The sequence below is a fragment of the Sporofaciens sp. SGI.106 genome (genome assembly GCF_050314255.1).
Lineage (GTDB): Bacteria > Bacillota > Clostridia > Lachnospirales > Lachnospiraceae > Claveliimonas.
This window is the reverse complement of sequence record NZ_JBNPMZ010000002.1, coordinates 128,554-155,049: the sequence shown is the minus strand read 5'-3', so window position 1 is coordinate 155,049 and position 26,496 is coordinate 128,554. Positions and strand designations below refer to the sequence as shown.

Sequence of the window (26,496 nt, the reverse complement as noted above, 5' to 3'; positions counted from 1 at the left end):
AAAGTAAAAATATAAGAATATAGAATTTAAGTGTAACCGTAACCAACTGTAACTCTACAGTTGAATGTCACCTGTAGATTTTGATTCAATGTGTACAAGTTCTTTCAGTTTTTTGGATAGCTTAAGACCTTTGTACATTCTTGTATCTTCAAACTGAATATACTTATCTTCACCGTCCGAACTGGTGTAGCTTATAATGAAATATAGGTGTGTTTTCTTTTCTGTTTTCATTCCTGTACCGGACACAGCACCTATTACTGCACCTGTACCACCAAAGATCATACCACCAACCAAAGCCCTGCCAATCACAGACTTTGGTTTTTGAATCAGTTCGGTTTTCCCACCATAGAACACATCAGTAATTTGATTATAATTCAGTAGAAGTTTATTCTGTTTTGACAGAGGTATAATTTCTAAGTGATCATCATATAATGTAACTTCATACATATACCCCTTTGAATATCCGGCAATATCTTCCTGTAATTGGAAGTAATCGCTGATAACAGAGCCTTTCTTACTTTTGAAAAATCCCATGATCAACCATCCTTTCTAAAGTCTACAACAATAATATTTCCTATGCGTTCTTTAACCCTTCTTGAATAGAATATTTTTCCTGATCAAGCAAAGTTTCCATTCTTTCAATGATTCTTAGTTGGTCAACATTATCCAGTTTCAAAAATAAAGAAAGCATATCAGAAGCATTCTTTCCATATGACTGTTCAATAAGTTCATCTATGTTCAACTTCTTTTCAGTTTCTTTTGGTTCATCCCATTTCATGAGATCACATGGAGAAACACCAAAGACAGATGATAGTGCTTTGATTGTAGAACGTTTGATATTTTCAACGGTTCCCTGTTCCCACTTGTTTACTGCTGCACGATTGACACCAACTTTTTTACCAAGTTCTTCCTGTGACCATCCGTGTTCAAGTCGAAGCTGTTTAATGTATTCACCCATTGTCATTCATATCCACCCCTTTCTTATTTATAATGTATCTTAATTTTAACATATTTTTGATTAAATATCAATTATTTTTGATTTTGTATCTAAAAAAGTTTCAAAAACCTATTGACAACTGAACAAATGTGAATTATACTTTGCTTGTATCTTAAAAAGATACATCGAAACAAGGAAAGCAGGAATAAACAGGGTAAACCGAGAGGGCTACACGTAAGTAACATGGCAGTTATGCTGACGGATATATCAGACGGAACGTGTGAAGAATTAGGCAACCCTGTAAAGCAGTTGAAGAAAGCATGAACAGCAGGACAAGAAAGCACAGTTTGGGAAGTAGTTCACGAAAACCATAGGTTGAGCCAATCAGCACTTTACTCCTACATAAGAAGCTGTTAAGCGGAAGAATCAACGAGCGAGAGGACACAGTACCTTGTTTCAAACAGCATTTTTTTTCAAAGTCAGGTCAGTCCCATCCACTGACCTGACCACTCCAAAGAACCTGTTGCAGCAGGTAACCAAACCAAAGGAATGAAAGGAAGTAAGGACTATGACGTTAAATGACATTTTAATGACTATTGATCAAAACACTATGATCAGGCTAATAATTTGTATGTACGGTATGAAATTTAGTACAGAACATTATGCAGAATACTATCTTGATCATGAAGAAACCGATGAACTCACTCAACGCAAGGTTATGGATATAAGGGTTGTTGATAATTTATTAGAGGTGATGTTGAAATGACAGTAAAATTCACAAAAGGTTATGTTGATGCTGTTGTAAGGATGATGGTTGAAAAAAGTAAAGCTAGGGTGTTTTTGCATAGGCAACTTTACGAAGTCCAAAATCAGATAACGAGAGAACATTATTACGAGATGTACGAGTATATCAACAAAGTGACAGATTAGCCGAAACGGTCAGAAATGACCGTCATGCCGTGGGGTGACTGCCCGGTGTCTGATGATGGCAGGTTATCAGAAAAGTCAAATAATGATAACAGTTCTTTTTTAAGTGCTGTCTGTTATGTGATGGTTGACAGGTTTCGTTCACTTTTAAGGTGAGAGTGTTCAGCGGTTCATGGAAAGCAACGCTTTAAAAATTCCATAGTTGGAAAGCAAGTTTGCAGATTTTAGTGTGAAATCTGATAAGGGTTTACTGGTATTGTTCCCGAATTTAAAAAACCATCCCATAACAGGCAGCATTTACAAAAGGGCTGTTGTCCAGAAAGGAAGGTAAAAAGCTGATGAAAAAAGTGATTGCAGGGTGTATTGATCTGACGCTTGAATTTGATACCGTTGATGAATGTAATCGGTATGCAGAAAGCATTACTGCAAAGAAACAGGTGTTTAATGTGCTGAAATATGAAGAATTGCCCGGTGGAAGAATCAGAGTAAGGATTCAGAGACAGTATAACAACAGTCCGTTCCCGGCAGCTATGGAAGGTGGTGGAAAGAATGAATAAAAAATTGCTTAGAAGTGAAATGGTTTTACATGATGATACGAATGCAACGCTTGCAGAAGCACTTGGTATTTCACAGCAGTCTTTATCTGCAAAAATGAACGAAACAAACGGTGCAGAGTTCAATCAGGGTGAAATCAGTAAAATCAGATCAAGGTATAATTTATCTGATACGAAAGTGATTGCAATTTTTTTTGCATAAAATGTATCTTTTTAAGATACAAAACTTTTAAGAAAGGAATGGTGATTTATGAATTTCAGTGAAAAGCTGAAAACAGCTATGCAGGAATTGCACCTGAATCAACGTCAGGTGTGCGGTATGACTGGAAAAAGCAAAGGTTCTGTCAGTCAGTACCTGTCAGGTAAGCAGATACCGTCAGAAGATGTTCAGCGTGATATTGCAGTATCACTTGGACTTGATCAGGACTATTTCACAAAAGACAATAGTCAGACGGTTGTGCTTCCGACAAAAGAAGTAAGAAACGGTGTAATACCAAGATTGGATGTGGAAAAGGCTGCCAAGTTATTGCAGATGAATCACAACACAGTCAGGAAAGGGTTACAGCAGGGGGTTTTCCCTTGGGGTTATGCAATCAAGACTTCTGAAAACCGTTGGTGTTATTTCATCAACGCAAAACGATTTGCAGAGATTGAAGGTGTTGCAATATGAATAGATCAGACGAATTAGAACATTGGGCGAAAGCACAAAAGCGTGTAACTAATAAACACATTCGTGATCGTTTTGATGTAGATGAAGAACAGGCTGATGAATATTACCAGTATTTGAAGCAGATCGGTATTGTCGGTCGTCTGGGGATGGTAATAAAAGAAAGTGAGGGTTATTAAAAATGAGTGAAGTAAAAGGATATAAAGTGTTCAACCATGACTGGACTTGTAGAGGTTTTCAGTATGAAGTTGGTAAGACGTTTGAAGAAGATGTTAAGCCAGAAACATGTAATAGAGGTTTTCACTTTTGTGAAAAAGCATCGGACTGTTTTAGTTATTATCCGTTCAATCCTGAAAATAAAGTTGCGGAAGTTATTGCACTTGGTGACGTGGATTCTGATGGTACAAAATCATGCACCAATAAAATACATATTGTGCGTGAAATTCCATGGGATGAAGTGTTGCGTATTGTGAATACAGGAAAAGATTGCACGGGTCTCTGCAACACCGGGGACTGCAACACCGGGAACCGCAACACCGGGGACTGGAACACCGGGGACTGGAACACCGGGAACCGCAACACCGGGGACTGCAACACCGGGAACCGCAACACCGGGGACTGGAACACCGGGGACTGGAACACCGGGAACCGCAACACCGGGGACTGGAACAAATCATCTTTTAATACTGGCTGTTTCAATACTGTTGAACAGAAAATCATGCTGTTCAATGAACCTTCTGATTGGACTTATAACGACTGGATGCGTTCAGATGCAAGGTATTTGTTGAATCGTATTCCAAAGGATGTTGTTGAATGGGTTTATTCATATGATATGACGGATGAAGAAAAGGCGGCAAATCCAACCTACAAGACAACAGGTGGTTATTTGAAGATTCTTGATGAATCTGAACGTGGTCAGCTGTGGTGGAATGGATTATCAGAACATCATAAGAACATTATTAAGGATATACCAAACTTTGATGCTGAAATCTTTGAACAGTGTACTGGTATCAAGGTGGAAAAATAAGAAAGAGGGGATGAAATTATGAATAGAGTTATAAGCATTATCAAGGAAAAATGCATTGATAAAAAAATTCAATACAGTCTAAATATAGCAGTTCGTTTTTGTGGTGAAGAGTTACCTCAGGAAGTGGTTGATGAATCAACAAAAAGTCTTTTGAAATTTGAAATGCTTAGAAATCCTGATCTTAATGATGCGTTTGCTAAATATGCCTATGATTTGGCAATGGACAACCTTGTGAAAGAACTTGGGATTAAATATGAACCTGATTCTGAATGTGATAGATTTGAAAAACATCTTGCCGCAGTGCTTGCAAAAATCATATGCAGGTAGTTCATTTTATGCCACACCAACAGAAGGTTCTTGACCAAACAGAAGATTGTAACCGGGTGGCAGTTAAAGGCTTTGAGGGGTTGTATGAAGTAGATACAAACGGTAACGTGTATTCCTTGATTCAGAATAATTCACGAAGGAAAGGAATTTTAAAAAGCTATTCAATGAATGGTTATCGAAAGGTAAATTTATACGATTTATCGGGAAAATGTAAAAAGAAATACATTCATAGATTAGTTGCAGAAGCATTTATACCTAATCCTGAAAATAAACCTATAGTCAATCATATTGATGCAGACCGTTCCAACAATCATGCGTCTAATCTTGAATGGTGTACTCAGTCTGAAAACATACGACATTGCGTGAAGATGGGGAGATATGTGTCAAATCTTCCAAATGTCAGAAAGAAGGTGATTGATCATGGATAATATTCACTTTATGGAACATCAGGTAAAAGCACTTGATGAAACCGAAAAATATAATAAATGTGCATATTATCTTGACCTACATGGGGTTAGGTAAAACTTTTGTTGGTGCTGAAAAGGTGTATTTGCTGAACAATGACGTGAATTTGGTGATCTGTCAAAAATCTAAAATTGATGATTGGGTGGAACACTTCAATACATATTATCCTGACTATGCCGTATTTGATCTGACAAAGAAAACACAGGCGGTCAGGTTCAGAGAACTGATTGACACCAAAGATATTTATAACAGTGATTTGCAGATTGTCGGTGTAATTAACTATGATTTGGTATTCAGAAGGTCATATATCAGTCATATAACCAACTTTACACTGTTGCTTGATGAAAGTTCCCTTATCAGCAACGAAACTGCTAAAAGGTCAAAATTTATACTGAAACTGAAACCAGAAAGTGTTGTCCTGTTGTCAGGAACACCAACGGCAGGAAAGTATGAACGATTGTGGTCGCAGCTTCACCTTTTGGGTTGGGATATTTCAAAAAAAGCGTTTTGGAAGTCATATGTTGAAACTGAATGGGTTGAAAACGGTGACGGTTATAAAACAGAAGTGATCACTGGTTATAAGAACGTGAATCATCTGAAAAAACGGTTATCACAATTTGGAGCGGTATTCATGAAAACAGAAGAAGTGATTGAACTGCCTGGACAGATTGAACAAAAGATTTTTCTGAATCCTACAAAAGAATACCGTTACTTTATCAAGAACAGTTACTTGCTGCTTGATACATTGAATCTTTGTCAGTTCATAGATGATTCTGATTATTACGGTGAAGATGTGACACCAAGGGTTGAACTGGTTGGTGATAATTCACTGACCAAAATGCTTTATGCGAGACAACTTTGTGGTCAATATCACAAGGAAAAACTGGAAGCATTTAAAGACCTTCTTGAATCAACAGAGGATAGATTGATTGTTTTCTATAACTTCAATGAAGAACTGACAAGACTTAGAAAGGTATGTGAAAGCCTTGGCAGAGAAGTCAGTTTTGTAAATGGTTCAGGACGTTCAATGTACGCATATGAGGAAATACCAAACAGTGTGACGTTTATACAGTACCAAGCCGGGGCAATGGGTGGTAATTACCAGAAAGCAAACAAAATCATATACTTCACCCTTCCACTCGGTAAAGGTTCGTGTGATCTTTGGGAACAGTCCAAAAAGAGAATACACCGCATTGGTCAAACCAAAACCTGCTTTTATTATTACCTGATTGTAAAGGGTAGTTTTGAAGAAAAAAATTTTGCAGCATTAAAGGAAGGAAAGGAACTAACAGATGAATTGTTCAAAGATTGTACGTAGATGGCTGAAAAATTTCATAATCAAGGCATTGGTGATGATTAATCTTTTCAGTTTGCTACATTGGATATGCGTTTTGGATTACATCATCTCGTGGCAACCTGTAGTGATTATGTCAGTTAATTGCTCATTCTTGTGGGTGGTAGCTTATGCAAATGGTTATGTGTATGACAGTAAACAATATTATGAAAGATTGGAGAAAGAAGGTGAATAATCATGGCAGCAGAAAAAAACTTTGAAAACAGGGTGAAAAAATTCCTGAAGGAAAAGGAGTGTTGGATTCTGAAATATTGGGGTGGAGCAGCGTTCACAAAATCAGGTGTACCTGATTTACTGGTGTGTTGCAAAGGTCATTTCATTGGAATAGAACTGAAAGCACCAAAAGGTAAACCGTCTGATTTACAGATTTACAATCTTAGAGAAATTGACAGATCTGGTGGTTATGCGGTGTTGCTTTACCCAGACGAATGGGAGTTATTCCAAAACTTCATTCTTTGCATTGTAGAGAATGACCCAGTAAACACTGGATATAATTATGACACATTAAAATCAAGGTGGAAATACTTTGAAAATAAAATTTTAAAAGGAGAATAAAAACATGAAGATGACTAAAGAAGAACAGATTAACTATTTCCGTGAAAGTATGATGTCAACAAAGCGTGAGGGCATGGAAGATCTACTTGATTTTGCAGAAGAACTTGGCTTTTTTGAAGCCCCTGCATCTGGTGGAAATCACCTTTGTAAAGATGGTGGACTTTTAGAGCATACCGTAAATGTAATGCAGTTAGCTGAAAAGATTGGTGTAGCAATGCTTGGTGGTGCAGCATACAACAAAATTCATAACAGCGTGGTCATTGCTGCCGGACTGCATGACCTTGGTAAATGTGGTCGGTTTGGAAGTCCATACTATGTTGAAAATATGATTCAGGACGGCAGACCTACAAAGAAGGAACCTGAACAGAAATATAAGCGTTCTGAATCCAAACCGTTCAAGATCAGTTCTGAACTTTGCCACATTGACCACCCGTTGAGATCAGTGGAACTGGCTGCACGGTACATTGATCTGACGGAAGAAGAGGAACACGCTATTTTCTATCATGATGGTGCTTATGGCAGTCTTGCCTATGATCTGAAAGGGCATGAGGAACCGTTGCAGGTTATCATTCATTTTGCTGACTTTTGGGCTGCACAGTTCTTAGAAGTTGGGAAACTGGATGTGTTCAAAGATAAAACAGATGAAAGCGAGGATGAATAAAATGAGCAGTGCAAAAAATCACAGAATCAGAAGTCACCGCAGTTACAGAAACAAGGTTTCAACGGCTGAACATTTTCAGAAAAAGCAGTTAGTAAAAAAATCACAGCAGAAAGTGCTGAAAGAACAAAGTAATTTATTCACAAAAATGATGGGATTATTTAAGAAAGGGGATAAGTAAATTATGGCACAGAAAGTATTAATTATGGGTGAATCCGGCACAGGAAAAAGTACAAGTATGCGTAACTGTGATGCAGCCATTACAGCAGTAGTGAACCCGGTTGGTAAACCGTTACCGTTCAAAAATCATTTTGATATGCTGAACAATGAAACGGATGCCCGGAAGATTATCAAATACATGAAAGATCAGGCAGCAGCCGGAAAGAAAATCATTGTGGTTGATGATTTTCAGTATATCCTTGCTGTACCATATATGAATCGAATTAAAGAAACGGGATGGGATAAATACAATGATTTTGGGGCTAATTACTTTGAAATCATTGATGTGTGCAAAGACCTTCCTGATGATGTTGTGGTTGTTTATATGACCCATTTAGAAACATTGGACAACGGTTTGACCACTGTTAAGCTGATCGGTAAATTGTTGCGTGAAAAGATCACCATTGAAGGACTGTTTACCGTTGTTCTTAGAACTGGTGTAAATGAAGCCAAGTATTATTTCTACACACAGAACAGCGGTAAGGACACTGTGAAATCACCGCTTGGAATGTTCCCGGCATATGCAATTGAAAATGATCTGAATTATGTGGTGGACAAGATCAGAAATTATTATGAAATTGGTGAATATAAATCTGATGCTGAGATGACTCAGGCTGATCAGGCGGCTGCTACAGAGCTTGAAAAACCGGATGCCAACGGCAGACGGTCAAGATCAAGAAAAACAGCCAAGGAAGAACCTGAAAAAGCATCTGGAACCAGAAAGACCCGTTCAGAAGTTCAGGCAGAAAATGAACAAAAGCAAAATGAATATATGGAACAGGTTAATGAAGCTATTGATAAGGCAACCGGTGGTGCAGAAGAAGTGCCGTTTGAAGAAGCTGCTGCAATAGCAGATACTGTTCCAAAGCCGGATTTGCAAAAACCGCCGAGAAGAACACGCAAAGAAAGACAGACTGAACAGTCTGTTGAACCAACTGTCTGTGATGAGGACACATATTTCTATATCCCTGATGATGATAATTATGTACTGAAACATAAAGGTGATGAATCACCAAAGGGTGGAAAAGTTATCACAGAAGATGAATTTAATGCAGGTATCAAGCGGATTTCACAGGAAAACAGTCCAGCAGAGGGTGTGATGGATCCACATGAAACACCTGCAAGGGGTCAGAGACGCAGGAGAACAAGATAATGGAAATATTGATTTTCCTGATTGCAGTTGCATTTGGTTTCGGTGCAATTGGAGATAAGGAACAGGAAAACAGAGACAACTATACGATGATTTGCATAGCTTGTATTTTGGCTATTGCAGTAATAAGAATTTTCTAAAGAAAGGTTAAAATGGTGAAAAATTATGGCTATTGATTTCAGTGCTTTTGATCAGAAGGTGGATTTACAGGCATTACAGAAAGAGGTTGCAGAATCTGATGCATCAGCGTTTGAAGATGTGCAGGATGGAACTTATATCGTTGGTTTTGAAAAAATGGAAATCAAACTGACAAATGCAAAGGACAAGCTAATGTTTGCGGTTCAGTGCAAGATTAAAGAGGGTGAATATAAAGGAAGAATGTTGTTCTTTAACCGTGTGATCAGTGGTAACACTTCACCAAAGTGGACAGATGGTATGGCAATCAAATCTGTTTGCACATGGCTTGACAAACTGGAAACAGAAACAATCCCTGAATTTGTAAATTATGCAGACTTTGCTGATTGTGTTCTTGATATTTTTCAGGAAGTTCAGGGGAAAGTGGAAGCAGAAGTTGAATGGGCTGCAAAGAAATTCAATCCTATGACAATCAAAGAGGTATTCGATTGCTAAATTGCTTACATAATGATACAGCGGTGTGATCGGTTTATCCGTCACACCGCCTTTTTTGAAAAGTGGGGTGATTGAAATAATATTTTATGATTTTGAGGTTTTCAAAGAAGATTGGCTTGCCGTTTTCATTGATGTGACCTGTAGAAAAGAATATGTCATAGTAAATGACCCTGACAAATTAAAAGCCTTATATGAAGCAAATATAAAAGATATATGGGTTGGTTTTAATAACAGACATTATGACCAGTATATCATGAAGGGCATTTTATTAGGCATGAACCCCAAAAGAATAAATGATTGGATTATTTTGGAAGAAAGGGAAGGTTGGCAGTTTTCAAGAGCATTTAACAGGGTTCCGATGATCAACTATGATGTTATGCCAAACCCCCCTATTGGTTTGAAAACAATGGAAGGTTTTCTTGGTAGCAACATCAAGGAAACGGGCGTTCCTTTTGATATAAATAGAAAACTGACCAAGGCAGAAATTGAAGAAACCATTAAATACTGCCGTCACGATGTTGAACAGACAATCAAGATTTTCCTTGAAAAAATAGACGAGTTCAATGCAATGCACGGAATTGTTCAGGCATTCCCCAAAATGGTCAGCTTATCCAATATAGGTGACAGTGAAGCAAGAATAACTGCAAAAGTCCTTGGATGTGTAAAACAGGACTTCAATGATGAATTTGATTATTTCTTTTTACCTTGCTTGCGGCTGAACAAATACAAATATGTTCAGGATTGGTTTGAACAGAAAAGGCAAGAAGCCTTGGAGATGGACCTGGTACACATGGATAAATACGATAAAAAACTATGGTACAAGTCCCAGAACCTTGAAACCATTGTTGCAGGTATACCTCATTCTTTTGGTTTCGGTGGTCTGCACGGTGCAGAATCAAAACCAATACATAAGACCGGTCAGATTCTTCATGTAGACGTAAATAACTATTACCCGTCAATGCTGATTGCATGGGGATTGGTCACAAGGACTGCCACCAATGACAACTATACCTTGATGTATAAAACAAGAAAATCAATGAAAGCAAAACAAATTGCCGCTGCAAAATCCGGTAATAAGGAAGAAGCAAAGAATTGGAAGAAAGCACAGTTACCGTACAAGAAAATGCTGAATGCTTTGTCAGGTGGTATGAAAGATGAAACAAATCCTGCATATGACCCAAGGAATAATAACTGTATGTGCATCAATGGTCAGCTCATGTTACTTGACCTGATTGAACACTTGGAAGCAGTGCCGGGGTTTGAACTGATTCAGTCAAATACGGATGGTTTGATTATTTGGATTCCTGACACTGATGAAGCCTTTGAAATGGTTGATGATATTTGTTGGGAATGGGAACAGCGTTGTTCCACTGAATGTTGTTCAATCCTTCTTGAACTTGATAACATTTCTGAAATCTATCAGAAGGACGTTAACAATTATCTTTGGGTTGGTTCTGATGGAAGTGTTGAAAGAATCGGTGCTTATGTAAAAGAACTGTCTGCAACCGACAATGACCTGCCAATTTTGAATAAAGCATTGGTTGAATATATGGTTCACAAGACACCAGTGGAACAGACCATAAATCAGTGTGATGATCTGATCATGTTCCAGAAAATAGTTAAGCTATCTGACAAATATGATTGGGTGGAACATGAGCATTGCACACCAGTTATTACAAATACAGGGAAAAGAGTGATTAAGAAGGTGTATGAATATCCTGAAAAGGTTAGATACAGTTATAAGTCATACCGGGTATTTGCTTCAAATTGTCAGGATGATGGCAGACTTCTGAAAAGAAAAAAAGTAAAACCAAAGGGTGAAAAATTTGGCAACACACCTGACCATTGTTTCATCTGTAATGATGATGTGTGTGGGGTAAAAGCACCGCAAACCCTTGACAAAAGTTGGTATATAGATTTGGCAAAGAAGCGGTTGAAACAATTTGGTATTACCGCATGATACCTGGAAAGGAAGGTATGAAATGGATTTAGAAATCAAATATGAAAACGGTTCAATGATAGTCCACATTGAAGAACTTCTGAATTGCCGTAACATTTCAAAAGTCAAAAAGCTGCTAAAAGTAATAAGATGCAGTTATACACCTGAATGTGAACAACAGATTAAAGAATTTGTTCAGGAGCAGACGGAACGGTTTGAACAGGTTCAGAAGGAACATAGTATTTACATTGAAAGCTGTATGCAGAAAGTCAGATACGCAGAACGGCAGATCATACAGACAAAGCACATTATTTCACAGATTCAGTCTGATGTTTCTAAGTTGCAGTTCATTCGGGATTCACACAGAAAAAACACAAAGGTATGGAAGAACTGCAACGCTGATGTAAAGAAACAGAGGAAGTTCCTGAAAGAACCAAGGGAAAGATTAAAGGATCAGAATAAAGAACTGAAAGAGTTGAAAACCCTAATGAAATCAAGACAACATGCTTTTGACAGTAATATCAGAAATAACGAATTTTACAAAAAAGTGTTGCAAATTATCACATAAGGCAGGTGATCAGGATGCTTTACAAAGGTTATATCAAATCGAAAGGAAAAGCGGCGATTGAACCATTTAAAGACAGAACAAAATACAGAACATATGAAGAAGTGAAGGATTTACCGGGGTTTGCCGGGGTTCTTGCTGATGATACCATCCTGATTGATATTGATGATGCTGAACAGTCTGAAATTCTGATGAACATTGTGGAGGATTATCAGCTTGATTGCAGAGTATACCAAACATCAAGGGGTAGACACTTTCTGTTCAAAAATCACAGCGTATCAAGAAACCGCACACACGTACCGCTTGCAATAGGTCTGACCGCTGATATTAAACTTGGTTCCCGTTCTTCATATGAGGTCATAAAAATAGATGGTGAAGAACGGTTCATTGAGTGGGATATTGAAGATGATTGCACTTATCAGGAAATTCCCAAATGGCTGTTTCCTGTGCGTGCAACCGCTGACTTCCTTGATATGGATGCAGGTGATGGAAGGAATCAGGCATTGTTTAATTACATACTGACATTGACTTCAAATGATTTCACAGTTGATGAAACACGGGAAGCAATCAGAATTTTGAATAAATACGTTCTGAAAGAACCGCTTCCTGATGAAGAACTGGAAGTTGTTCTTAGGGATGAAGCATTTCAGAAACCTGTTTTCTTCAATGACAAAACGTTCATGTTTGACCGTTTTGCAAATTACCTGAAAAACAACAATTATGTGATAAAGATCAATGGTCAGTTGCACATTTATCATGGTGGTATCTATGTGAACGGATATAAAACCATCGAAGCAGCAATGATTCAGCAGATACCAAATTTGAGAAAAACACAAAGACGTGAAGTTCTTGACTATATGGAATTGATTGTTGATGAAAAACCTGCTGCTGATGCAAGGTATATTGCTTTTCTGAACGGGGTGTTGGATATAGTCACAGGTAGCCTATTACCTTTCACCCCTGATCTGGTTGTTACAAATCAGATACCTTGGAACTATATGCCGGATGCATACAATGAACTTGCTGATAAAACACTGAACAAACTTTCATGCGGTGATCAGGTTATCAGGTCACTGTTGGAAGAATGCATTGGTTACTGTTTTTACAGAAGAAATGAACTAGGAAAAGCATTCATTCTGACTGGTGACAAATCAAACGGAAAAAGTACATTCCTTGATTGTGTCAAAGCAATCCTTGGTGAACAGAATGTTTCTGCACTTGATTTGAAAGAACTTGGTGACAGGTTCAGCACTTCAATGATGTTCGGAAAACTTGCGAATATCGGTGATGATATTGGTGATGATTTCCTGCAAGGTTCGCAGGTGTCAATATTTAAAAAGGTTGTCACAGGTAACCGTATAAAAGCAGAAAGAAAGGGTCAAGACCCGTTTGAGTTCAACCCATACATTAAACTTTTGTTCAGTGCAAATGACATACCAAGAATGAAGGATAAAACAGGGGCTGTACTTAGAAGATTGGTCATAATTCCGTTCAATGCAAGATTTTCAAAGACATTACCAAATGGTGAACCTGACCCTGATTATAACCCGTTCATAAAGTATGAACTGGTTGAACAAAGTTCACTTGAATATCTGATCAGATTGGGTGTGGAAGGTTTGAAGCGTATTCTTGAAAATGACGAGTTCAGCAAGTCAGAAAAAGTTCAGCAACAGTTGGATGAATATGAAGAAGAAAATAACCCAATCATTGCATTCATTTCAGATTGTGGTGTTGAAATGATTGAAAATGAACCAACTGCTGATGTGTACAAGCGTTATCAAGTATTTTGTGCAGAAAACTGTATGCAGCCAATGTCAAAGATTGTATTTAGCAAGCAGATCAATAAACGGTTAGGATTTACCACAACGGTGACAAAAATAGACAGAAAATCAATAAGAATTTTTGTGAAGGGGTGAAAAATATGAAGTTTGTAATTCTGGTAATTGTTCTGTTTTGGCTTCTATTTTGTTTTGCAATTGCAAGATCAGCAAAAGACGGTGACTCATTACCGAAACCGAAAAGTAGAAATATTGATGAGAGGTATAAGATAAATGATGACGAAATGTGACGCATGTAAAAAAGATTGTGCTTGTAAAGGATGTACCAAAAACGATAAATGTAAGCACGCAACGTCTGATAAATGCAGACTGGTAAGTAGTTGCGGGATGCGTAAAAGCTGGGCTGATGGTATTATGAAAAAGTTCATGGAAAGGGTGTAATGAAGTGGCATACAAAAATTGTGAAGGATATGTTGACCCAACTGCCGGGGCTGCAATGGCAGCAACAACCAAAGAAGAACAGGATGTTGAAAAACTGAATCATAAGGTTATCCAATCATTCAGGCTGTTGGTTGACCTTGCCGGATTTGAAATAATTGGAAGGGTAACATTGAAACATAAGAAATCAGGAAGGGTGTTTAAATGATGAAAGCATATCAATGCAGCAGATGCACAGAGTTATATGATAATGATGAATACTGTATGTGCATGGCAGGTATTGACCCAAGACCAAATCACAGGCAAAAGGGTGACGCTAAAGTATGTAAACAAAATTTTAAACCGATTGCTGAAAATCAAATATGGCACGAAAGGTTTTCTTGGGAATCTAAATAGTAGTGGTTGGTGGTTATAGTTGGTTACACTTGGTTACAGTTTGCGTCTACGGTTAAAAGCCTTATAAAATAAGGCGGTTACGGTTGTCTACGGTTAAATGTAATTTTCTTAATAAATTATTTATTCATATATATCATACATATCATAAAAAAGTAAAAATATAAGAATATAGAATTTAAGTGTAACCGTAGACAACCGTAACATCTAGTAAAATCGAGGGTTTCAGGGTATTTTTATATGATTTTTAACCGTAACCAAGTGTAACCAAAGTGTAGAAAGTGAGGTTGTAAACGTGAGTAAAGAGAAAAAATCATTATCTGCAAAACAATATCTTAGTCAGTTAGAATTTATTGATGAGCAGATTAATCAGGATTTAGAACGGCTTGAACAAATGAAAGCCGATGCATACAGTACAGGCGGTATTGATTACAGTAGGGAACGTGTGCAGACTTCACCAGTAGGTGACAAATTATGTTCTGATGTTTCCAGGTATATTGCCTTTAATGAACAGATAAACGCAGAAATTGACCGTTTTGTTGATGCGAAAGAACAGATCATTAGAGAAATCAGGGAATTACATAACATTTATTATGTACAGATATTATTCAAAGTATATGTGCAGTTCAAAAGTTTGAAAGCTGCTTCACAGGAAATGAAACGTTCTTATAATTTTGTACTTGATGTACATAAAAAAGCACTTGCAGCATTTGAAGAAACGCATGAAAATCTTACTTACTTGTGTTAAATGTAGTTTGTTGTATAGTTTTGTATATGAAGATATATTGTACTTATCATATTTTCAATGTATATTGTATGATGTGTAAATCTTGCAGAAGAAAATAATTTTCTTCTGCATTTTTAATTTGCTTATTGTCTATCTGCTGCAAGGGTGCTTTATAGCCGGACGTGGTTGACCCGGTGAACCTCCTACCTTGCAGCAGTTTTTGTTATAAAAAACGATGAAAGGCGGTGTATCTGATGGCAAAAAGGCAGTTAAGCGAACAAAGACAGCGTTTTGTTGATGAATACCTGATTGATCTGAATGGTACACAGGCAGCCATTAGGGCAGGTTATTCAGTAAAGACAGCACAAGAACAGGCATCACGTTTGTTATCAAATGTTATGGTTCAACAGGCTATTGCTAAACGTATGGCTGAACGGTCAAAACGAACTGGAATTAACCAAGACAGGGTTGTTTTAGAACTTGCAAAGATTGCTTTTGTGAAAATGACAGACATTGTTGACGATCATGGAAGAATCAAAGGAACCGCAACTGATGATGATTTGGCTTGCATTGAATCCATCAAGTACAAAGAAAGTGATAATGAATTTGGTGGAAGTGTTGAACGTGAAGTGAAAATTGGTTCAAAGCTGAAAGCACTGGAATTGTTAGGTAAGCATTTGGGTATGTGGAATGACAAGGTTGACCTGAACATTACAACCCCCATTGTCATATCTGGTGAAGATGCCCTTGAAGATTAAGGTGGTGCTGCATGAGAAAACAGCAGCATATTTCTTCACAGCACGTTTTTGGGTACATGAAATACATTCTGTACCCGGAAGATTATAAACCGAAAAAATCAAACGGTAAAAAAATCGTAAGTCTGCCGGAAGTAGTTGGAAAAGGTTACGGCACTTTCTGGAAATGGAAAGGAAGATACAGAGCCGTAAAGGGTTCTCGTGCTTCCAAGAAATCAAAGACAACCGCATTGTGGTACATCACAAACATGATGAAATACCCCGATGCAAATACACTTGTTGTCAGAAAGACTTACAGAACCCTGAAAGATTCCTGTTTCACTGAATTGAAATGGGCTATTCACCGTTTGGGTGTTGATGCTTTTTGGGATATAAAGGAAAGCCCCCTTGAAATGACCTATAAACCAACTGGTCAGAAAATCTATTTTCGTGGGCTTGACGATCCGCTGAAAGTAACATCAATCACCGTTGATCAGGGTGTATTGTGTTGGATGTGGATTGAAGAAGCATATGAAATCAGCAGTGAAGATGATTTTAATATGCTTGATGAATCTATCCGTGGTGCTATCCCGGAAGGTTCAGACCTGTTCAAACAGATCACCCTTACTTTCAACCCTTGGAATGAACACCATTGGTTGAAAAAACGATTCTTTGATAACCCGGATGATGAAACACTGGCAATGACCACCAACTATAAATGCAATGAATGGTTGGACAAGGCTGACTTGAAAGTGTTTGAAACAATGCGGAAACAGAACCCAAGGCGGTACAATGTTGCAGGTCTTGGTGATTGGGGTATTGTTGACGGGCTTGTTTATGAGAACTGGAAAGAAGAAGCGTTTACACTGGAACAGATCAGGCAGCAATACAAAATTGAATCTGCCTTTGGTCTGGACTTTGGCTATACAAATGACCCTTCTGCATTGTTTTGTGGGTTCATTGATGTTCAGAATAAGAAAATCTTTGTTTGGGATGAAATGTATTCAGCAGGTCTTTCCAATGAAAAGATTTATCAGAATATCACTGAAATGGGGTATGCAAAAGAGAAAATTGTTGCTGATTCAGCAGAACCAAAATCTATTGACCAGTTGAAAGGGCTTGGTCTTAGGGTCAAGGGTGCTGAAAAGGGAAAAGACAGTGTGAACACTGGTATTCAGTTCATTCAGGATTTTGAAATTATTATTCATCCAAGATGTGTGAACTTCCTGACAGAGATTAGCAACTATACTTGGGATAAGGACAAGTTTGGAAACAAACTGAACCGCCCTATTGATGATTTTAACCACTTGATGGATGCAATGCGGTATGCACTTGAAAAGTATATTGCAAAAGGTGGCAAGTGGATGGTTTAGAAAGGTGGAGCATGAAAGTAAAAATATACAATGATATTTGGAAGGTGAAATTGGTAAATGCCGATGCAAAAAAAATGAACCCTGACAAAAATCATATAAACTTTGGATTAACTGAATATGCAAAGGGTAAAATCAGTATTCGTGCCGGACTTTCTGAATCTGTTGCAAGGTCAACAGTAATTCATGAACTGGTTCACGCTTTTTTGTTTTCTTATGGTCATACGGTAGAAGGTGAAGAAGCCATGTGCGATTTTTTTGGAACCCATGCAGATGAAATTATTGACCTTGCTGATCAGATAATGAAAGGGGTGGTATTGAGTGTTGACAACAGAAGAAATCAAAATGTTCATTGATGAAGATAATGCATCAGCAAAAAAGCATTTTGCCCGTATCGGTGAACGATATTTTGACGGTGATCATGATATTAAAAATTTAAGATTGTTTTATTACAATTCTGACGGTCAGCTTGTAGAAGATCATTCAAGGGCAAATGTACGAATACCACACCCATTCTTTAAAGAACTGACAGAGCAGGGAACACAATACACACTTTCAGGTGAAGCATTTGTTTTTTCAAATGTTCCTGAATTACAGGATGAACTTGATAACAGGTTCAATTACAACGATGATTTTATTGATGAATTGTCAGGTGTTGTGACGGACTGTCAGACAAAAGGTTTTGCATATATGTATGCAATGAAAGACAGCAACGATTGCATGAAATTCACCTGTGCAGATAGCATTGGTGTTGTAGAAGTAGAAGCCCGGTTTGCTGATGATAAAAAAGACCATGTGATTTACTGGTATATTGACCGAATTGATAAGGAAGGTCACAGAATCAAGAAAATCATGGATTGGGACGATGAACAGGTTTATTACTATGTTCAGGATGAAGAAGGGGAAATTGTAAAAGACCCAAATGAGAAAATCAACCCAAGACCGCACACCTTATATCAGGTGGAAGGTGATGAACACACCTATTATGAAAGCCTTGGTTTTGTTCCTTTCTTCCGTTTGGACAACAACAAAAAGCAGACTTCCAACCTGAAAGCTGTCAAGGATTTGATTGATGATTATGACCTGATGGCAAGCAGTCTTTCAAATAACCTGATTGACTTTGACCACCCGTTGTATGCCGTGAAGGGGTTTGAAGGTGACAATCTGGATGAATTGCAGCAGAACCTGAAAACAAAAAAGATTGTTGGTGTTGGTTCAGAAGGTGGTATTGAAGTACATACCGTTGATGTTCCATATGAAGCCAGGAAGGTGAAATTGGAACTGGATGAAAAGAACATTTATCGTTTTGGTATGGGTCTGAATCTGTCAGGTCTGAAAGATACGTCTGCAACAACCAATATTGCAATAAAGGCAGCATATTCCCTTTTGGATTTACGTTGTAAGCATTTGGAACGTAACATCAAGCGGTTTTTGCGTAAAATTGTGAAGGTTGTCATTGATGAAATCAATCAGCAGAATGGAACAGATTATCAGATTGAGGATGTTTATTTTAAGTTCACTCATGAGGTTATGAGTAATGAACAGGAAAATGAACAGAATGAACTTACAGAAGCACAGCGAAAACAGGTAGAAATCAATATTCTTCTTGGTTTGGCAAATGTTCTTGATCAGGAAACCATCATCAGGGCAATCTGTGAAATCCTTGATATTGACTATGATGAAATTGCCGATAAGCTGCCGGAAAATGAAGCCGTTAAGACGGAACAGGATGAACAGCTTTTGAATAGCGTAGTTCCTGATGATACTGGTGGTGATTCTGGTGAATAAGGAACAGAAAGAAGTGATGCAGGCACAGATAAACGATGAAAAGAAAATCATTAGGCAACTAAAACTGGTTTATGGTCAAGCCCAAGATGATTGCATCAACAAAATCATTGACCTATCAAGAAGAACAGACATGGAAAACCTGCAATCCATCATATACCAGAAACAGCATCAGGAAGCATTAAAAAAGCAGCTTGATGGGGTTCTTGATAATTTGCAGTCAGAAGAGTTTACTTCTATTGCTGATTATCTTCAAAAGTCTTATCACAACGGTTACGTTGGTGTAATGTATGACCTGCATCAGCAGGGGATACCGATTATCATGCCAATCAATCAGGAGCAGGTTGTGAAAGCATTGCAGACTGATAGTAAACTTTCCAAAGGGCTATATGACAGATTAGGTGAAGATGTTGGTTATTTAAAGCGTTCAATAAGGGCTGAACTTTCAAGAGGAATCGCAAATGGTTCAACATGGAATCAGATGGCAGTACATATTGCAAAGGGTATGAATAGTCCATTTAAGAAAGCAATCAATAATGCGATTAGAATTTCCCGAACAGAAGGTCACCGTATACAACAGCGGTCAGCTCTTGATGCACAATTTTCCGCAAAAGCAAAGGGTGCCGATGTTTTGAAACAGTGGGATTCAACCCTTGATAACCGGACAAGACCCCATCACAGACGGTTAGATGGACAGATCAGGGAACTTGAAGAAGATTTTGAGGTTGACGGTATAACCGCATCTGCGCCGGGGCATTTTGGTAGAGCTTCAGAAGATTGTAATTGTAGATGTTGTCTGCTACAACGCGCAAGATGGGCTTTAGACGAAGATGAACTAAATGAACTGAAAGAACGCGCCGCATATTTTGGACTTGACAAAAGTTCTGATTTTGCAGACTTCAAGCAGAAATATTTACATATTCCTGATAATGCTGATACAATAGATGTGAAGAGTGGAAATTGGCAGGGTATAAATTTTTCACAGAACTACAAAACAAAAAAGGAAGCCGTCAATGCACTGTCCAATAAATACGGAATATCTTTTTCAGATTCAAGGAAATATCCGATTGATCAAGATATTCTTTGTGATGCAGTTAGTTGGATAGATGCGTTTGAAAAGGAATATCCGGTATTTGTGAAGATGAACCCTCAAAAACTTCCCAAATTGGTTGTAAAAGCACCGTCCGGTATGAAGAACGCTGTTGGGTATTTTCAGTATTATGTGAATGGAACACCTGTTGAATTGGCTTTGAACGGTCAATATCACACAAACAAATCATTTTTTGAACAATATGAAAAATCTGCAAAAAAGAGTAAATGGACAGTAGCAAATGCTACTACCCGTAAAACGTTTGTTCATGAATACGGTCATTATGTGTCGAATAGTGTTTGCGCTGTTCGTGGAAGAAGATGGGAGCATGACTTTATTCAGGAATGCGTGGATGAATATAAGAAATCACATCCAGAATACCTTAAAACAACATATGCGGGTTTGCAAAAAGACTGTGATGAAGTTAGTCGGTATGGAATGACTTCTGAATCAGAATGTTTTGCAGAAACTTTTGCAGAGTATTATGGTGGTGAGGATCCGCGTGAATTTGCTCAGATTTTTGGTAAAAAATTAGACGCATTATTGAAAAATACTCAAATGAGTACAGACGGTAAAAGAGTGTTGATACCGAATCCATAGCAAGAGGTGAATAATATGATTGGTGAACCAAAGTGTATTGCAGAAGGATATGCATACATTGACGATGAAACAGAGAAATGGTGTGTAAAAAAAGATGCACCGGATTGGGCGAAAAAAGAATTTGAAGAATTTTTTGGACTGGTTAAATCTGAACCAGATGATAATGACATTGTTACTAAGTATTAAAGCACTTGTGATGAAATATTCACATGTGCTTTTTTCGTGCTTATATGACAGTTATATGAGGTCTGACAGTACAATCTAATGTAAATTAAGGCTGTAACACATACGGTCTTTTTTTTATTGTCCGAAAGGCTTATGACGTTTAAACTGCTGCTGAAATACCCCTTGTCATGGGAGAAAAACTGACATGATGGAACACGCAGTTCCAGAAAGAAAGGATGAAAAGCATGAAATTGGAAGAACTGTTAAAAGATTCACCTGATGTATTGAAAGCGGTTATGGGCGCAATCGCAAAGGTTAATGAAGGGGAGACTGACAAACTGAAACATGTCCGTTTTGCTGATCTGTCAGAAGGTGGGTATGTGTCAAAGGACAAATACACCGCTCTTGAAACTGATCTGTCTGGGAAAACTTCTGAACTGGAAAAGGCAAACGGTTTGATTGAAGAATTGAAGAAGTCAACCGGGAAAGATGAAGGTTTGCAGCAGAAAATCACCGACTATGAAGCAGAGATTGAAAAGCTGAAAAAAGAAAATGAAACCCTTAAAACTGATAACGCACTGAAATTTGCACTTGCAGCAGCAGGTGCAGTTGATGTTGATTATCTGGTTTTCAAAGCAAAGGAAAAGGGTGAAATCAAACTTGGTGATGATGGAAAGATCAAGGGTGAAGCTGATCTTATTTCAGGTCTGAAAACACAGCTTCCTTCCATGTTTGGAGCATCCAACAATCAGCAGCAGAACAACAACCGAAAGGTGTTTGAAAACAACCTTCCGGGCGGCGACAACAATAAGACGGTCACCAAAGAACAGTTCCTTGCAATGGGTTATGCTGAACGTTTGAAAATCAAACAGGAAAACCCTGAACTGTTTAAACAGTTGAATACACACTAATTTTTATGAAAGGTAAAGGTGAATAAATAATGCCGAGAACAGGTAATTTTGGTGGATTTGAATTTGATGAAGAAGTTTTTGCCGGGATGATGCAGGAAGCAGACTATTGGTCAACCCCTGTTATTGCATCCGGCATTGTGCAGAACGATCAGTCTATCATGGATTTGATTGGTGAAAAGGGCAACGTGGCAACTATCCCTATCTATAAGCCACTGGACGCAAATGAGGACGGTATGGCACCGCTGAACAACGATGGTCTTACTGACAATACTCCGGCAGAGATCAGCGGTGATAAGCAGACCTGTATGCTGATTCAGAGAATGAAAGCATTCAAGGCAAAAGATTTTACAAAGGAACTGACAGGGGCTGACCCTATGACCCATATCAGAAATAAGATTGCCGGATATTACAATCAGGTATGGGAAAATGAAATGATGAACATTGCAAACGCTGTTCTTTCCGTTTCTACACTTTCCAGTCATGTTCTTGATCTGGCAAAAGACAGTAAAGCCATTGATGAGGGCTCAATTTATGACGTTGAACAGGCTGCCCTTGGTGATATGGCGGGTGGTCTTGGTCTGCTTGTAATGCATTCCATGATCTTCAAAGAATACAAAAAGTTAGAAATGGTTGATTATGATAAGTATGTTATAAACGGTGTTATTCAGAAAGAAATCACACTGCCGACAATCGCAGGTAAGCACGTACTTGTTACCGATCGTTTCACCCTGTCTGACGGAACATACAGCACGTATCTGTTTGGTGAAGGTGCTTTTCTTTCTTGCGAAAAGAAAAACTACAAAAACCAGTATACAACCAACTATGACCCGGAATCTTCTGCAGGTGTTGAAAAATTCTACACTAAGCAGGGTAAGGTTCTGCATCCGAATGGTCTTTCCCTTGCAGTTGATAATATTGCAAAGGAATCCCCGACCTTTGCGGAACTTGGTAATAAGGCAAACTACAGCCTGAAATTCAATCCAAAAAATGTAAAAATGGGTCTGATTAAGTCCAAGGTTGGTGTTCCGACAGCGTAAGAAAGAGGGGTGTATCTGATGATTGTTTCAGTAGATAAGGTGATGAAATTACCTGAATTTGTCGGTCAGACAGAATCAGTGATTGCTGAAAAACTGGATGCTGTTGAACTTCTGATCAGAGCATACACCAACAACAATTTTCAAAACCGCTATGTAAGATTTACAGCCGAAAGTCTTGGGAACCGCTTACTTGGTACATCCGATTTTCTGAAAGTTGGTGATACAGTCCAGATTTCACAGTCACAAGTGAATGATGGACTGTATTCCATTACAGAGATAGGTGATGATTTCATCAGAGTAAATAAGGATTTATACCGATATTCTGACAACCTTGTGACAAAGGTTGAATACCCGTCTGACGTGAAATCTGGTGTGGTTGATATGCTGAAATGGGAAATCAAAAATAGACAGAAGGTGGGTATTAAATCTGAAACATTGTCAAGACACAGCGTAAGTTACTTTGATCAGGATGCGAATAACCAAGTGATGGGTTATCCTGTTGCCCTACTTGGATTCTTAAAACCTTATATAAAGGCGAGATTTTAGTTATATGAGTATTGGCGGTAACATTTATGCATTATTACAGGTGAAAGGAAACGGGGTTAAAAATGGCATAGGTGCATTTGAATATGATTGGGTTGATTGCACATCACTTCACGGTTGGTTAGACCTGTCGGCAGGTGATTCAAAACATAATATATTCAATGCAAAAATTCAGGAAAGTACACATATTTTTTTGTGTGATTTCGTCAGCCTGAAAGCCCTATCTACTAAATGGGTGTGGGATCCATTTAGTTTCCTGACAGGCGTCATCAATAAAGAAGAACAGGACACTGTTGTTGATGCTACAAGTGAAAATGCAAGGATGGTAATTAAAGGTTTGGTGTATGAAATTCTATTGATTGATAACCCAATGAACATGAATGAACACCTTGAAATCTATCTTAGGTTTATAGGAGGTCAGTAGTATGTCGTTGGAATTTGAAGATAACAGGGTTAAGGTCAAAGAAGCGTTGTATGAAGCAGGGGAAGCATTTTTACATGAAGCGTGTGGTGAAATTCAAGCAAGGACAAGAAGAAATTCAAGAGTTGATACTGGACAGACAAAAGGGTCTTATGATTATAAGATCAGTGGCAGCTTCATGGCGGGTGAACAGTATGGACAGATAGGTAGTAATTTTGAAAACGCTATCTGGGAAGAGTTTGGAACTGGTGAATATGCGCTGCATGGTGACGGTAGAAAAGGCGGTTGGGTATATCAAGCACCGAAAGGGGAGTTTTATTATACAAAAGGAAAAACCCCAAACAGACCGTTACACAATGCTTTTACTGCATTGAAAAATAAGCTAATAAAGCGTTACGGCGAAATACTAAAAAGTAAGATTGGAGGGTAGGAAATGGAAGAAGTCTTAAATTTTATGAACTCTGAATTGGAAACAATGGGGGTTCCTTACGAATTTTTAGAATGGACACAACCTGTTTCCTACCCTTATTTTATTGGGGAATACAATGAGTTTGAACCCATATTAGAAAACAATGAAGAAGAAAAAACTTTTATTCTGACTGGATTTGGTCGTGGAAAAGATGCTCGAATGCAACTGGAAAGAATGAGAGGTTTAATTGAAAAAGAGTTTGACCCGGTAAATGGAAAGATCGCAACATTGAACAGCGGTTCAGTGGTTGCGATTTTTTATAGTAGTTCATTCTATGTACCTACCGGGGAAGAAGAACTTTATAAGATACAGATTAACTTATCAGTAAAATTGTGGAAGGTGGTATAAACATGTCTGAGATTTTAGGTTCTGAATTTAAGTCAAGCGGTGTTACAGAAAACACGCCAGGAAATATTCCTTTTGGTGCAGGTACAATACACAAAGGGTTAAAGTTTAATACACAGACAAAGAAATGGAATTTTGCTGAATCCCTTGCCGGCGCTACTTCCGGGGGAAGTAAATTTGAGATTGTACCGCAGGTAGAACAGGTAGAGGTAGACGGTGCGTTAGTAGCGGTTGCTGAACTCAATGTGAAACAAGGGGAAACGGCTTCAATGGAAATCAATTTTGCGGAGCTGACACCTGATATTATCAAGGCTTCTGTTATTGGTCAGGCTACAGATAGTGATATTGAAGGCTATAGTCTGATCATATCAAAAAGTCAGATTGAAAAAGGTGATTACTGGGATAACATTGCCTTTGTTGGTAAAACCCTGACAGGTAGACCAATTATTGTCATTATGGAAAACGCCCTTTGTACATCAGGTCTGTCAATTGAAGGTAAAAACAAAACAGCGGGTGTTGGTAAGTATACGTTTAGATGCAGTCAGAAGATTGGCGGTGATCTGACAACATTACCGTATAAAATTTACTATCCGACACCATCAGTATAGGAAGGAGTAGGTGTATATGAAAGTAAGAGTTACACAACAGTTCAATGATAAACATTCAAAAATTCTTCATCGTATTGGTGATGAATTGGATTTATCTGTTGATAGAATCAATGAGATTTTGAGAGTAGGTAACTTTATTGAAATCGTTGAAGAAGAAACTGAACAGACTAAACCAACTGAACAAAATGAACTTGTAAATTCGGAAACGAATGAAGAATCGGTTGAGGAAGAGCAGCCGGAAACAGTAAAAACAACAGGCAGAAGAAAAAGAAGTAAATAAAGAAAGTGAGGATTTTGTAGTATGAGCATGAATGAAGTAATGAATGGAATGATGAATCAGTCAAACACTGTACAGGCGGCAGCCATGTTTGGTACAGGTGTGACAGTAAATGATGTGACAGAGGAAAATGTTACAGAAACCATATCAGAAAAAATGTATACACTTCGGGGATTGTGTGCAAAAGATATTTTTCAGATGACAAAAATCATCAGAAAGATTGGATTGAAGGATTTTGCTAAATGCTTTGAACCTAATGACATTAAGGCAATCACAGATTCTTTTTCCGAAAATGAAAACATTGAAGATATGGCAGAAACAGTTGGATTCAGCGTAGTATTAAAAATAGTTGATATGATTCTGGAACGTTTACCGGATGTTGGGGAAGAACTTTTTGTTTTTCTTGCAGATTTGATTGGAAAGACACAAGAAGAAGTTTCAAATCTTCCTATGGATGTGTTCTTTGAACTGGTTGTTGATGTATTTAACAGAAAAGAATTTATGGGTTTTATGAAGGCTGCTTTAAAGTTGCTCAAATAGGAGAATTAGAGTTTATGGACTTGGTATTTCACAGATACACAAGTCCTTTTTTATTGCTTGATCAGGTAATTAGTGCCGGGAGTTTTTCTGAATTTGTAACAATGATTTGGAATGTGACCGAAGAGGAAAAACAGTGGCAGTATTTCCTTGCCAAGGTATTTGATAAATCTTTTGCTGATTTCAAAGAATCAATAAAACCGCAACAACCTATTTCCAAAAAGGAACTTGAAACAACCGTCAAAGAATCAATGGAATTAATGAATTCATTCATTCCTGAATAATGAAAGGGGT

General features: G+C 38.0%; 39 protein-coding genes and 1 other RNA gene. 38 read left to right on the top strand and 2 right to left on the bottom strand.

Translation table 11 applies throughout. The features are described 5' to 3' along the window. Nucleotides 1-54: 54 nt before the first annotated feature. A complete protein-coding gene (locus ACQRCC_RS02515) occupies nucleotides 55-534 on the bottom strand; it encodes a hypothetical protein (RefSeq protein ID WP_427849237.1) in 480 nt (159 codons plus the stop codon). A gap of 40 nt (nucleotides 535-574) precedes the next feature. Further along, on the bottom strand, nucleotides 575-964 hold the full coding sequence (locus ACQRCC_RS02510) for a helix-turn-helix domain-containing protein (RefSeq protein ID WP_279207955.1): 390 nt from the start codon (nucleotides 962-964) through the stop codon (nucleotides 575-577). A 541-nt stretch (nucleotides 965-1,505) separates the two neighbouring features. On the opposite strand from ACQRCC_RS02510, the gene ACQRCC_RS02505 reads away from it, so the two are divergent. The 38 genes from ACQRCC_RS02505 to ACQRCC_RS02320 all read left to right on the top strand — a co-directional run bounded on the left by ACQRCC_RS02505 (nucleotide 1,506) and on the right by ACQRCC_RS02320 (nucleotide 26,486). Next, complete coding sequence (locus tag ACQRCC_RS02505; RefSeq protein WP_427849236.1) at nucleotides 1,506-1,703, top strand: hypothetical protein; 198 nt, start codon at nucleotides 1,506-1,508, stop codon at nucleotides 1,701-1,703. A 162-nt stretch (nucleotides 1,704-1,865) separates the two neighbouring features. Next, nucleotides 1,866-1,935: hammerhead ribozyme type II (locus tag ACQRCC_RS02500), an RNA gene on the top strand. A gap of 267 nt (nucleotides 1,936-2,202) precedes the next feature. After that, nucleotides 2,203-2,421, top strand: coding sequence for a hypothetical protein (locus ACQRCC_RS02495; RefSeq protein WP_279207952.1), 219 nt, complete (start codon nucleotides 2,203-2,205; stop codon nucleotides 2,419-2,421). Then, entirely contained in the window at nucleotides 2,414-2,620 is a 207-nt protein-coding gene (locus tag ACQRCC_RS02490) for a hypothetical protein (RefSeq protein ID WP_279207951.1), read from the top strand. The genes ACQRCC_RS02495 and ACQRCC_RS02490 overlap by 8 nt, the downstream gene beginning before the upstream one ends. A 48-nt stretch (nucleotides 2,621-2,668) precedes the next feature. After that, the gene (locus ACQRCC_RS02485) at nucleotides 2,669-3,088 is read left to right on the top strand and encodes a helix-turn-helix domain-containing protein (protein WP_427849235.1); all 420 of its coding nucleotides are present in this window, start codon (nucleotides 2,669-2,671) and stop codon (nucleotides 3,086-3,088) included. Further along, a complete protein-coding gene (locus tag ACQRCC_RS02480; RefSeq protein ID WP_427849234.1) occupies nucleotides 3,085-3,264 on the top strand; it encodes a hypothetical protein in 180 nt (59 codons plus the stop codon). Before ACQRCC_RS02485 ends, ACQRCC_RS02480 begins: the two co-directional genes overlap by 4 nt. 2 nt (nucleotides 3,265-3,266) lie before the next feature. Continuing rightward, nucleotides 3,267-4,112, top strand: a complete 846-nt coding sequence (locus ACQRCC_RS02475) for a pentapeptide repeat-containing protein (protein ID WP_427849233.1) — start codon at nucleotides 3,267-3,269, stop codon at nucleotides 4,110-4,112. An 18-nt stretch (nucleotides 4,113-4,130) separates the two neighbouring features. After that, nucleotides 4,131-4,439 (top strand): hypothetical protein, encoded by a 309-nt coding sequence (locus ACQRCC_RS02470; protein WP_427849232.1) that lies wholly within the window; start codon nucleotides 4,131-4,133, stop codon nucleotides 4,437-4,439. Nucleotides 4,440-4,447: 8 nt separating this feature from the next. After that, entirely contained in the window at nucleotides 4,448-4,867 is a 420-nt protein-coding gene (locus ACQRCC_RS02465) for an HNH endonuclease (protein ID WP_427849231.1), read from the top strand. A gap of 35 nt (nucleotides 4,868-4,902) precedes the next feature. Continuing rightward, a complete protein-coding gene (locus ACQRCC_RS02460; RefSeq protein WP_427849230.1) occupies nucleotides 4,903-6,222 on the top strand; it encodes an SNF2-related protein in 1,320 nt (439 codons plus the stop codon). A gap of 213 nt (nucleotides 6,223-6,435) precedes the next feature. Further along, nucleotides 6,436-6,813 carry a VRR-NUC domain-containing protein gene (locus ACQRCC_RS02455; protein WP_427849229.1) on the top strand — a complete coding sequence of 126 codons (378 nt, stop codon included), beginning with the start codon at nucleotides 6,436-6,438 and terminating at the stop codon, nucleotides 6,811-6,813. A 4-nt stretch (nucleotides 6,814-6,817) separates the two neighbouring features. Then, nucleotides 6,818-7,474, top strand: a complete 657-nt coding sequence (locus tag ACQRCC_RS02450) for a hypothetical protein (RefSeq protein ID WP_427849228.1) — start codon at nucleotides 6,818-6,820, stop codon at nucleotides 7,472-7,474. A 1-nt stretch (nucleotide 7,475) separates the two neighbouring features. Then, a complete protein-coding gene (locus ACQRCC_RS02445; RefSeq protein ID WP_427849227.1) occupies nucleotides 7,476-7,652 on the top strand; it encodes a hypothetical protein in 177 nt (58 codons plus the stop codon). 3 nt (nucleotides 7,653-7,655) lie between these two features. Then, a complete protein-coding gene (locus tag ACQRCC_RS02440; RefSeq protein ID WP_427849226.1) occupies nucleotides 7,656-8,843 on the top strand; it encodes a hypothetical protein in 1,188 nt (395 codons plus the stop codon). Further along, nucleotides 8,843-8,980: a hypothetical protein gene (locus ACQRCC_RS02435; protein WP_427849225.1), complete on the top strand. Its 138-nt coding sequence runs from the start codon at nucleotides 8,843-8,845 to the stop codon at nucleotides 8,978-8,980. The genes ACQRCC_RS02440 and ACQRCC_RS02435 overlap by 1 nt, the downstream gene beginning before the upstream one ends. A 25-nt stretch (nucleotides 8,981-9,005) precedes the next feature. After that, nucleotides 9,006-9,470 (top strand): DUF669 domain-containing protein, encoded by a 465-nt coding sequence (locus ACQRCC_RS02430; protein ID WP_427849224.1) that lies wholly within the window; start codon nucleotides 9,006-9,008, stop codon nucleotides 9,468-9,470. A 25-nt stretch (nucleotides 9,471-9,495) separates the two neighbouring features. Beyond that, nucleotides 9,496-11,430, top strand: coding sequence for a hypothetical protein (locus ACQRCC_RS02425; protein WP_427849223.1), 1,935 nt, complete (start codon nucleotides 9,496-9,498; stop codon nucleotides 11,428-11,430). A gap of 22 nt (nucleotides 11,431-11,452) precedes the next feature. Next, nucleotides 11,453-11,977 (top strand): hypothetical protein, encoded by a 525-nt coding sequence (locus ACQRCC_RS02420; RefSeq protein WP_427849222.1) that lies wholly within the window; start codon nucleotides 11,453-11,455, stop codon nucleotides 11,975-11,977. Nucleotides 11,978-11,991: 14 nt separating this feature from the next. Next, a complete protein-coding gene (locus ACQRCC_RS02415; protein WP_427849221.1) occupies nucleotides 11,992-13,890 on the top strand; it encodes a DNA primase family protein in 1,899 nt (632 codons plus the stop codon). 307 nt (nucleotides 13,891-14,197) lie between these two features. Further along, complete coding sequence (locus ACQRCC_RS02410) at nucleotides 14,198-14,398, top strand: hypothetical protein (protein ID WP_427849220.1); 201 nt, start codon at nucleotides 14,198-14,200, stop codon at nucleotides 14,396-14,398. Further along, nucleotides 14,395-14,586: a hypothetical protein gene (locus ACQRCC_RS02405; protein WP_427849219.1), complete on the top strand. Its 192-nt coding sequence runs from the start codon at nucleotides 14,395-14,397 to the stop codon at nucleotides 14,584-14,586. The genes ACQRCC_RS02410 and ACQRCC_RS02405 overlap by 4 nt, the downstream gene beginning before the upstream one ends. Before the next feature lie 292 nt (nucleotides 14,587-14,878). Next, nucleotides 14,879-15,331, top strand: a complete 453-nt coding sequence (locus ACQRCC_RS02400) for a hypothetical protein (RefSeq protein ID WP_427849218.1) — start codon at nucleotides 14,879-14,881, stop codon at nucleotides 15,329-15,331. A 233-nt stretch (nucleotides 15,332-15,564) separates the two neighbouring features. Next, on the top strand, nucleotides 15,565-16,068 hold the full coding sequence (locus tag ACQRCC_RS02395; protein WP_279207924.1) for a terminase small subunit: 504 nt from the start codon (nucleotides 15,565-15,567) through the stop codon (nucleotides 16,066-16,068). An 11-nt stretch (nucleotides 16,069-16,079) separates the two neighbouring features. Further along, the gene (locus tag ACQRCC_RS02390) at nucleotides 16,080-17,417 is read left to right on the top strand and encodes a PBSX family phage terminase large subunit (protein WP_427849217.1); all 1,338 of its coding nucleotides are present in this window, start codon (nucleotides 16,080-16,082) and stop codon (nucleotides 17,415-17,417) included. Then, nucleotides 17,405-17,770 carry a hypothetical protein gene (locus ACQRCC_RS02385; protein ID WP_427849216.1) on the top strand — a complete coding sequence of 122 codons (366 nt, stop codon included), beginning with the start codon at nucleotides 17,405-17,407 and terminating at the stop codon, nucleotides 17,768-17,770. The genes ACQRCC_RS02390 and ACQRCC_RS02385 overlap by 13 nt, the downstream gene beginning before the upstream one ends. Next, complete coding sequence (locus ACQRCC_RS02380; protein ID WP_427849215.1) at nucleotides 17,739-19,202, top strand: phage portal protein; 1,464 nt, start codon at nucleotides 17,739-17,741, stop codon at nucleotides 19,200-19,202. Before ACQRCC_RS02385 ends, ACQRCC_RS02380 begins: the two co-directional genes overlap by 32 nt. Beyond that, nucleotides 19,195-20,889 carry a phage minor head protein gene (locus tag ACQRCC_RS02375; RefSeq protein WP_427849214.1) on the top strand — a complete coding sequence of 565 codons (1,695 nt, stop codon included), beginning with the start codon at nucleotides 19,195-19,197 and terminating at the stop codon, nucleotides 20,887-20,889. The genes ACQRCC_RS02380 and ACQRCC_RS02375 overlap by 8 nt, the downstream gene beginning before the upstream one ends. Nucleotides 20,890-20,904: 15 nt before the next feature. Beyond that, a complete protein-coding gene (locus ACQRCC_RS02370) occupies nucleotides 20,905-21,075 on the top strand; it encodes a hypothetical protein (protein WP_427849213.1) in 171 nt (56 codons plus the stop codon). 224 nt (nucleotides 21,076-21,299) lie between these two features. Continuing rightward, entirely contained in the window at nucleotides 21,300-21,965 is a 666-nt protein-coding gene (locus tag ACQRCC_RS02365; protein ID WP_427849212.1) for a phage scaffolding protein, read from the top strand. 29 nt (nucleotides 21,966-21,994) lie between these two features. Continuing rightward, nucleotides 21,995-23,002: a hypothetical protein gene (locus tag ACQRCC_RS02360; protein WP_427849211.1), complete on the top strand. Its 1,008-nt coding sequence runs from the start codon at nucleotides 21,995-21,997 to the stop codon at nucleotides 23,000-23,002. An 18-nt stretch (nucleotides 23,003-23,020) separates the two neighbouring features. Beyond that, the gene (locus tag ACQRCC_RS02355; RefSeq protein ID WP_427849210.1) at nucleotides 23,021-23,548 is read left to right on the top strand and encodes a hypothetical protein; all 528 of its coding nucleotides are present in this window, start codon (nucleotides 23,021-23,023) and stop codon (nucleotides 23,546-23,548) included. Nucleotides 23,549-23,552: 4 nt separating this feature from the next. Further along, nucleotides 23,553-23,969 (top strand): hypothetical protein, encoded by a 417-nt coding sequence (locus ACQRCC_RS02350; RefSeq protein ID WP_427849209.1) that lies wholly within the window; start codon nucleotides 23,553-23,555, stop codon nucleotides 23,967-23,969. Nucleotide 23,970: 1 nt separating this feature from the next. Further along, nucleotides 23,971-24,396, top strand: a complete 426-nt coding sequence (locus ACQRCC_RS02345; RefSeq protein WP_427849208.1) for a hypothetical protein — start codon at nucleotides 23,971-23,973, stop codon at nucleotides 24,394-24,396. A 3-nt stretch (nucleotides 24,397-24,399) separates the two neighbouring features. Continuing rightward, nucleotides 24,400-24,783: a hypothetical protein gene (locus ACQRCC_RS02340; RefSeq protein ID WP_427849207.1), complete on the top strand. Its 384-nt coding sequence runs from the start codon at nucleotides 24,400-24,402 to the stop codon at nucleotides 24,781-24,783. A gap of 2 nt (nucleotides 24,784-24,785) precedes the next feature. Further along, nucleotides 24,786-25,388: a hypothetical protein gene (locus ACQRCC_RS02335; RefSeq protein ID WP_427849206.1), complete on the top strand. Its 603-nt coding sequence runs from the start codon at nucleotides 24,786-24,788 to the stop codon at nucleotides 25,386-25,388. A 16-nt stretch (nucleotides 25,389-25,404) separates the two neighbouring features. Then, nucleotides 25,405-25,668, top strand: a complete 264-nt coding sequence (locus tag ACQRCC_RS02330) for a hypothetical protein (RefSeq protein WP_427849205.1) — start codon at nucleotides 25,405-25,407, stop codon at nucleotides 25,666-25,668. Nucleotides 25,669-25,689: 21 nt separating this feature from the next. Further along, nucleotides 25,690-26,205, top strand: coding sequence for a hypothetical protein (locus ACQRCC_RS02325; RefSeq protein ID WP_427849204.1), 516 nt, complete (start codon nucleotides 25,690-25,692; stop codon nucleotides 26,203-26,205). A 14-nt stretch (nucleotides 26,206-26,219) separates the two neighbouring features. Continuing rightward, nucleotides 26,220-26,486, top strand: coding sequence for a hypothetical protein (locus ACQRCC_RS02320; protein ID WP_427849203.1), 267 nt, complete (start codon nucleotides 26,220-26,222; stop codon nucleotides 26,484-26,486). The last annotated feature ends 10 nt before the right edge of the window (nucleotides 26,487-26,496 follow it).

Bases quoted from the DNA above. Each gene is read 5' to 3' on its own strand.
- ACQRCC_RS02510 (WP_279207955.1), bottom strand. From the start codon at position 964: ATGACAATGGGTGAATACATTAAACAGCTTCGACTTGAACACGGATGG.
- ACQRCC_RS02320 (WP_427849203.1), top strand. From the start codon at position 26,220: ATGGACTTGGTATTTCACAGATACACAAGTCCTTTTTTATTGCTTGAT.
- ACQRCC_RS02330 (WP_427849205.1), top strand. From the start codon at position 25,405: ATGAAAGTAAGAGTTACACAACAGTTCAATGATAAACATTCAAAAATT.
- ACQRCC_RS02340 (WP_427849207.1), top strand. From the start codon at position 24,400: ATGGAAGAAGTCTTAAATTTTATGAACTCTGAATTGGAAACAATGGGG.
- ACQRCC_RS02395 (WP_279207924.1), top strand. From the start codon at position 15,565: ATGGCAAAAAGGCAGTTAAGCGAACAAAGACAGCGTTTTGTTGATGAA.
- ACQRCC_RS02465 (WP_427849231.1), top strand. From the start codon at position 4,448: ATGCCACACCAACAGAAGGTTCTTGACCAAACAGAAGATTGTAACCGG.
- ACQRCC_RS02475 (WP_427849233.1), top strand. From the start codon at position 3,267: ATGAGTGAAGTAAAAGGATATAAAGTGTTCAACCATGACTGGACTTGT.
- ACQRCC_RS02345 (WP_427849208.1), top strand. From the start codon at position 23,971: ATGTCGTTGGAATTTGAAGATAACAGGGTTAAGGTCAAAGAAGCGTTG.
- ACQRCC_RS02420 (WP_427849222.1), top strand. From the start codon at position 11,453: ATGGATTTAGAAATCAAATATGAAAACGGTTCAATGATAGTCCACATT.
- ACQRCC_RS02450 (WP_427849228.1), top strand. From the start codon at position 6,818: ATGAAGATGACTAAAGAAGAACAGATTAACTATTTCCGTGAAAGTATG.
- ACQRCC_RS02415 (WP_427849221.1), top strand. From the start codon at position 11,992: ATGCTTTACAAAGGTTATATCAAATCGAAAGGAAAAGCGGCGATTGAA.
- ACQRCC_RS02490 (WP_279207951.1), top strand. From the start codon at position 2,414: ATGAATAAAAAATTGCTTAGAAGTGAAATGGTTTTACATGATGATACG.
- ACQRCC_RS02430 (WP_427849224.1), top strand. From the start codon at position 9,006: ATGGCTATTGATTTCAGTGCTTTTGATCAGAAGGTGGATTTACAGGCA.
- ACQRCC_RS02370 (WP_427849213.1), top strand. From the start codon at position 20,905: ATGATTGGTGAACCAAAGTGTATTGCAGAAGGATATGCATACATTGAC.
- ACQRCC_RS02390 (WP_427849217.1), top strand. From the start codon at position 16,080: ATGAGAAAACAGCAGCATATTTCTTCACAGCACGTTTTTGGGTACATG.
- ACQRCC_RS02405 (WP_427849219.1), top strand. From the start codon at position 14,395: ATGATGAAAGCATATCAATGCAGCAGATGCACAGAGTTATATGATAAT.
- ACQRCC_RS02360 (WP_427849211.1), top strand. From the start codon at position 21,995: ATGCCGAGAACAGGTAATTTTGGTGGATTTGAATTTGATGAAGAAGTT.
- ACQRCC_RS02365 (WP_427849212.1), top strand. From the start codon at position 21,300: ATGAAATTGGAAGAACTGTTAAAAGATTCACCTGATGTATTGAAAGCG.
- ACQRCC_RS02440 (WP_427849226.1), top strand. From the start codon at position 7,656: ATGGCACAGAAAGTATTAATTATGGGTGAATCCGGCACAGGAAAAAGT.
- ACQRCC_RS02495 (WP_279207952.1), top strand. From the start codon at position 2,203: ATGAAAAAAGTGATTGCAGGGTGTATTGATCTGACGCTTGAATTTGAT.
- ACQRCC_RS02435 (WP_427849225.1), top strand. From the start codon at position 8,843: ATGGAAATATTGATTTTCCTGATTGCAGTTGCATTTGGTTTCGGTGCA.
- ACQRCC_RS02445 (WP_427849227.1), top strand. From the start codon at position 7,476: ATGAGCAGTGCAAAAAATCACAGAATCAGAAGTCACCGCAGTTACAGA.
- ACQRCC_RS02355 (WP_427849210.1), top strand. From the start codon at position 23,021: ATGATTGTTTCAGTAGATAAGGTGATGAAATTACCTGAATTTGTCGGT.
- ACQRCC_RS02505 (WP_427849236.1), top strand. From the start codon at position 1,506: ATGACGTTAAATGACATTTTAATGACTATTGATCAAAACACTATGATC.
- ACQRCC_RS02470 (WP_427849232.1), top strand. From the start codon at position 4,131: ATGAATAGAGTTATAAGCATTATCAAGGAAAAATGCATTGATAAAAAA.
- ACQRCC_RS02455 (WP_427849229.1), top strand. From the start codon at position 6,436: ATGGCAGCAGAAAAAAACTTTGAAAACAGGGTGAAAAAATTCCTGAAG.
- ACQRCC_RS02335 (WP_427849206.1), top strand. From the start codon at position 24,786: ATGTCTGAGATTTTAGGTTCTGAATTTAAGTCAAGCGGTGTTACAGAA.
- ACQRCC_RS02515 (WP_427849237.1), bottom strand. From the start codon at position 534: ATGGGATTTTTCAAAAGTAAGAAAGGCTCTGTTATCAGCGATTACTTC.
- ACQRCC_RS02460 (WP_427849230.1), top strand. From the start codon at position 4,903: ATGAAACCGAAAAATATAATAAATGTGCATATTATCTTGACCTACATG.
- ACQRCC_RS02480 (WP_427849234.1), top strand. From the start codon at position 3,085: ATGAATAGATCAGACGAATTAGAACATTGGGCGAAAGCACAAAAGCGT.
- ACQRCC_RS02485 (WP_427849235.1), top strand. From the start codon at position 2,669: ATGAATTTCAGTGAAAAGCTGAAAACAGCTATGCAGGAATTGCACCTG.
- ACQRCC_RS02325 (WP_427849204.1), top strand. From the start codon at position 25,690: ATGAGCATGAATGAAGTAATGAATGGAATGATGAATCAGTCAAACACT.
- ACQRCC_RS02350 (WP_427849209.1), top strand. From the start codon at position 23,553: ATGAGTATTGGCGGTAACATTTATGCATTATTACAGGTGAAAGGAAAC.